Origin of the sequence: Klebsiella sp. 2-CIP_Kleb. (assembly GCF_050378715.1) — a bacterium.
Lineage (GTDB): Bacteria > Pseudomonadota > Gammaproteobacteria > Enterobacterales > Enterobacteriaceae > Klebsiella > Klebsiella quasipneumoniae.
Map to the genome: position 1 here is coordinate 1 of NZ_JBNRLG010000020.1, position 4669 is coordinate 4669.

4 protein-coding genes, 4 tRNA genes and 1 rRNA gene are annotated in these 4669 nt (G+C 52.0%); 1 reads left to right on the forward strand and 8 read right to left on the reverse strand.

Annotation, left to right across the window (positions count from 1 at the left end):
- The 5 genes from ACQUTP_RS25550 to ACQUTP_RS25570 all read right to left on the reverse strand — a co-directional run.
- Nucleotides 1-198: GTP-binding protein (locus ACQUTP_RS25550; RefSeq protein WP_032440645.1), on the reverse strand; the 198-nt coding region annotated here is incomplete at its 3' end.
- Nucleotides 199-313: 115 nt separating this feature from the next.
- Nucleotides 314-389 (reverse strand) — tRNA-Thr (locus ACQUTP_RS25555).
- 5 nt (nucleotides 390-394) lie between these two features.
- Nucleotides 395-469: transfer RNA gene (locus ACQUTP_RS25560), tRNA-Gly, on the reverse strand.
- Between the two features lie 115 nt (nucleotides 470-584).
- Nucleotides 585-669 (reverse strand) — tRNA-Tyr (locus tag ACQUTP_RS25565).
- A gap of 10 nt (nucleotides 670-679) precedes the next feature.
- Nucleotides 680-755 (reverse strand) — tRNA-Thr (locus ACQUTP_RS25570).
- A gap of 430 nt (nucleotides 756-1185) precedes the next feature.
- On the opposite strand from ACQUTP_RS25570, the gene coaA reads away from it, so the two are divergent.
- Entirely contained in the window at nucleotides 1186-2136 is a 951-nt protein-coding gene (gene coaA, locus ACQUTP_RS25575) for a type I pantothenate kinase (protein ID WP_004206833.1), read from the forward strand.
- A gap of 26 nt (nucleotides 2137-2162) precedes the next feature.
- On the opposite strand, the gene birA is transcribed toward coaA, so the two are convergent.
- From birA to rrf, 3 genes are all read right to left on the reverse strand, one after another.
- Nucleotides 2163-3125 (reverse strand): bifunctional biotin--[acetyl-CoA-carboxylase] ligase/biotin operon repressor BirA, encoded by a 963-nt coding sequence (gene birA, locus ACQUTP_RS25580; RefSeq protein WP_004206834.1) that lies wholly within the window; start codon nucleotides 3123-3125, stop codon nucleotides 2163-2165.
- The gene (gene murB / locus ACQUTP_RS25585; protein ID WP_017901455.1) at nucleotides 3122-4150 is read right to left on the reverse strand and encodes a UDP-N-acetylmuramate dehydrogenase; all 1029 of its coding nucleotides are present in this window, start codon (nucleotides 4148-4150) and stop codon (nucleotides 3122-3124) included. Before murB ends, birA begins: the two co-directional genes overlap by 4 nt.
- 418 nt (nucleotides 4151-4568) lie before the next feature.
- Nucleotides 4569-4669 (reverse strand): 5S ribosomal RNA (gene rrf, locus ACQUTP_RS25590); the annotation flags it as partial.

Sequence of the window (4669 nt, forward strand, 5' to 3'; positions counted from 1 at the left end):
AGAGGTGTTGATGGTGATACCACGAGCTTTTTCTTCCGGCGCGTTATCGATCTGGTCGAATGCGCGAGCGGAACCACCGTAGGTTTTAGCCAGAACGGTAGTGATGGCAGCGGTCAGCGTTGTTTTACCATGGTCAACGTGGCCGATAGTACCGACGTTAACGTGCGGTTTTGTACGTTCAAACTTTTCTTTAGACATCGATTGTCCCTCTAAGACACGGATAAATCGGTGATATCACCACATCAACCAGGCAACATGCCCGACTTGTTGAATGAACATAACAGAAGAGAAACAGGGAAGGAGAGAAAAGAAGTGGTGCTGATACCCAGAGTCGAACTGGGGACCTCACCCTTACCAAGGGTGCGCTCTACCAACTGAGCCATATCAGCACGTCTGGAGCGGGCAGCGGGAATCGAACCCGCATCATCAGCTTGGAAGGCTGAGGTAATAGCCATTATACGATGCCCGCATCCTGAAACTCGGCTACCCAGTTCTTTCTGTAATACTAAAAAGACTGCTCTCTTTAGTATTGAGCTGATTAGTTTACCCAACCAACTCCGGCTACGCAAAGCGTCGCCAGAAAGTGGTGGTGGGGGAAGGATTCGAACCTTCGAAGTCGATGACGGCAGATTTACAGTCTGCTCCCTTTGGCCGCTCGGGAACCCCACCCAAATTGTTATGGTGCCGACTACCGGAATCGAACTGGTGACCTACTGATTACAAGTCAGTTGCTCTACCTACTGAGCTAAGTCGGCATCAAGTAGCGCGCATTCTAGGGAGAGGAGCGAGTTCATGCAACTAAAAATTTGCATAAAACGTTCTCTTGCTCACATTTTGTGCTCTTACGCGAAAAAAAGGTGTAATTTCAAACAAAGGAGTGCAAATAATCGCCAACAAACGGGCCCATCAGGCGCGGTTTCGGTCAGCCACGTTTACCAGGAACGTATGCTGACCGTAAACTGAAAGGCAGCAGGCCGTTAGTACCATCCTGTTAGCAAAGGCCATGCTTTGCAAAGCATAAGAAACTTATTCCTCTCTTGTGACGCTGGCGCGAGAAAGCGGCATTCAATGAGTTTTTTTCTTATTATTCCCGGCAATCTGGTGTTACCCTCCTGCCCATTGTCCTGATTAACTCGTGTGAAGCATCGCCGTTTCAACGTATTCGGTGATGGTAAGAACATGCTTATGAGCCAAAAAGAGCAGACGTTAATGACACCGTACCTACAATTTAACCGCCACCAATGGGCTGCACTTCGTGATTCTGTCCCGATGACGTTAACCGAGGAAGAAATCACGCGGTTAAAAGGCATCAACGAAGATCTCTCTCTGGAAGAGGTTGCTGAGATCTATTTGCCGCTGTCGCGTTTGCTCAACTTCTATATCAGTTCTAACCTGCGTCGTCAGGCTGTTCTCGAACAATTTCTTGGCACCAACGGTCAGCGAATTCCCTATATTATCAGTATCGCTGGCAGCGTGGCGGTAGGAAAAAGCACCACCGCCCGTGTACTGCAGGCCTTGCTGAGCCGTTGGCCGGAGCATCGCCATGTCGAACTCATTACCACTGACGGATTTTTGCACCCTAACTCAGTTTTGAAAGAACGTGGGTTAATGAAGAAAAAAGGCTTTCCGCAGTCCTATGATATGCATCGGCTGGTGAAGTTTGTCTCCGATCTCAAATCAGGGGTACCACAGGCAACTGCACCGGTTTATTCCCATCTAATTTATGATGTTATTCCCGATGGCGATAAAACCGTCGCTCAACCGGATATTCTCATTCTTGAAGGACTGAATGTTCTGCAAAGTGGGATGGATTATCCACACGATCCGCATCATGTATTCGTATCGGATTTTGTCGACTTTTCTATTTATGTCGATGCCCCGGAAGAATTATTGAAAAGCTGGTATATCAACCGCTTTCTTAAATTCCGGGAAGGGGCATTTACCGACCCGGATTCTTATTTTCATAATTACGCCAAGCTGTCGAAGGAAGAAGCGGTCGAAATTGCCACCTCGCTTTGGAATGAGATTAACCTAATGAATCTCAAGGAAAACATCCTTCCAACTCGCGAGCGCGCCAGCCTGATTATGACCAAGAGCGCCAATCATTCTGTTAATCAGGTACGCTTACGTAAATAAAGCAAAGGGAGCCGGAGCTCCCTTTTTTATTCTGCGCTGCGCAATGATATTTCACCACCAACCCAGGCTTTTATCACACCATCCTGCTCCAGCAATAGCGCACCCTGGGCGTCAATGCCGCGGGAAATGCCATAAATTTCTTTATCACCGATAATCAGTTTTACCGGACGATGAATAAAGTTATCCAGTTTTTCCCAGCGCGGCAGATAAGGAGCCAACCCTTCCTGCTCGAACAGCTCCAGTCCCAGGCGCAGCTCTTTAATCAGGCGCGCGGCGAGGAGATTACGGTCGATGACCACCCCCGCTTCCTGAAGACTGATCCAACCCTGATTGACGACATCAGACTCCACACGACGCATCACAAGGTTGATACCCGCGCCGCTGACGATTTGTGCGGCATCGCCCGTTTTCCCCGTCAGCTCCACGAGGATCCCTGACAGCTTACGATCCTGCAGGTAAATATCGTTTGGCCATTTCACGCGAACCTGTTCGGCCCCGAGTTGCTGCAGCACTTCAGCGATCACAATACCAATCACCAGGCTTAGGCCAATCGCCGCTGCCGGGCCCTGCTCCAGACGCCAGTACATCGAGAGATAGAGATTCGCACCAAAGGGGGAAAACCATTTTCTGCCTCGCCGGCCTCGCCCTGCCTGCTGATATTCAGCTACGCAGGCATCGCCGGACGTCAGCTCATCCAGTCTGTCCAGCAAATACTGGTTAGTGGAGTCGATTACCGGAAGGACAGTCACTCGACCGTGCTCTATCTGTTGGGAGATCTTTTTCTCATCCAACAGATGAATGGGCTCTGGCAGGCTGTACCCCTTGCCCGGCACGGTAAACACATCGACGCCCCAGTCGCGTAACGTCTGGATATGCTTATTAATCGCCGCCCGGCTCATGCCTAACTGCTCGCCAAGCTGTTCACCTGAGTGAAACTCACCATCAGCAAGGATAGAAATTAGCGTTAAAGGGATAGTATGGTCTTTCACGCAATGCTCTCCTCTGCGTTGACTTCACCATGCGTTCCAATGAAGCGCACCTCGGGCTGAAGCCATACATTGAATTTTGCCCCCACCTGCTGGCGAACGTAATGGGCTAGCTTTATCACATCCTCGCTGGTCGCTTGATCTTCATTAATCAGTACCAGCGCCTGCTGTCGATGCACGGCCGCGCCGCCGATGCGTTTTCCTTTGAGCTGACATTGATCGATTAGCCAGCCAGCGGCCAGCTTGACGCTGCCGTTTGCCTGCGGATAGTGCGGTGCATGAGGGAACTGCGCCAGCAGCGCTTCAGCAACCTGAGCGCTGACGATCGGGTTCTTAAAAAAGCTGCCAGCATTACCGTTAATCTTTGGATCCGGCAATTTAGTCATTCGCATATGGCAGACCGCATCGAATACCTGCTGCGGGGTGACTCTCTGCGGATCGAGACGTGTTAAATCACCGTAGCTCAGCACAGGTCGCCACGCTTTCGCTAACGATAAGCCAATCGCGACGATGGCGTAGCGGTCCTGATATTCATGTTTAAAGATACTGTCGCGATAGCCGAAACGGCATTCCGCCGCGGAAAGGCGTTGTTTACGTCCCGTTTCCAGCTCGATGCAGTCAACATATTCGCAGACCCGCTGTAATTCGACGCCGTAGGCGCCAATATTCTGGATCGGCGACGATCCTGCGCAGCCTGGGATTAATGCCAGATTTTCCAGACCAGGCATCGCATGCTGTAGCGTGAACTGCACCAGTTGATGCCAGTTTTCGCCGGCGCCGACGTGCAAGCGCCAGGCATCCGGGGTTTCGCTCACCTCGATCCCCATAATCCGGTTGAGGATCACCGTACCGGCATAGTCGTTCAGAAACAGGACGTTACTGCCTTCCCCAAGGATTAGCGTGGGTTCGCCAGCCGCGGCAGCGGTTTGCCAGGCGCTTAGCAACTGTTGCTCAGTTTCGGCGCGTACTATCGTATTGGCGGATCGCTCAATGCCAAAGGTATTCCAGGGTTTGAGGGAGTGGTTCATAGTGGCTTCCTGATGCAAAATCGGCGTTAGTTTACCGTATCTGGCGGGGGAAGGCTTGCCTGATTACAGAGGCAATAATATTGCGGAGCGTTACCAGTGGTGAGAGGTGTACCGCGCCGGGCTACAGAACCCGCAAGGCCCCTGGCCCAGGTAAGCGCAGCGCCACCGGGGGGGCATGCCGGCACCCTTCCCGGATGGCACAAACGCAAAAAAGCCCAGTCTTTCGACTGGGCTTTCTGCTTTATTTGATGCCTGGCAGTTTATGGCGGGCGTCCTGCCCGCCACCCTCCGGGCCGTTGCTGCGCAACGTTCAAATCCGCTCCCCGCGGATTTGTCCTCCTCTGGAGCGCGCTCACCGACAGACAACAGACAAAACAAAAGGCCCAGTCTTTCGACTGAGCCTTTTGTTTTATTTGATGCCTGGCAGTTCCCTACTCTCACATGGGGAGACCCCACACTACCATCGGCGCTACGGCGTTTCACTTCTGAGTTCGGCATGGGGTCAGGTGGGACCACCGC